General features: G+C 57.4%; 1 protein-coding gene. It reads right to left on the reverse strand.

What is annotated here, in order from left to right; all coding sequences use genetic code 11:
* A partial coding sequence (locus tag SJI00_RS22440) for an immunoglobulin-like domain-containing protein (RefSeq protein ID WP_322463870.1) occupies positions 1–317 on the reverse strand: 317 nt, incomplete at both ends.

The raw sequence follows: 317 nt of genomic DNA on the forward strand, positions 1-317 counted from the left end.
CATTCACGGTCCCGGAGCTTTGACCGACAGCAATCGTGATGTTCTGGCCATTGGCCAACGTCACCACAACAGGTGAGCCAGTCACTGGAGCGCCGACCGATGCGGTGTAAGTGATTACCCCACCCTCAGTAACCGAAGGCGCCGCCGTCAGGGTAACCGTGGTGGTATCGATGGTGTCTGTAACCGCAGTGACTACCGGCGTAGCGTTAACCGCCAGATTCTCGAAGTTGCCGCCCGTTGCACTCGTAATCTGCGCACTGACTTGGCTTGCATCGATATATGGATTATCTGCAGGCGCTGAAACGGTGACGCTGCCG

Source organism: Pseudomonas gebzensis (assembly GCF_034427815.1).
Lineage (GTDB): Bacteria > Pseudomonadota > Gammaproteobacteria > Pseudomonadales > Pseudomonadaceae > Aquipseudomonas.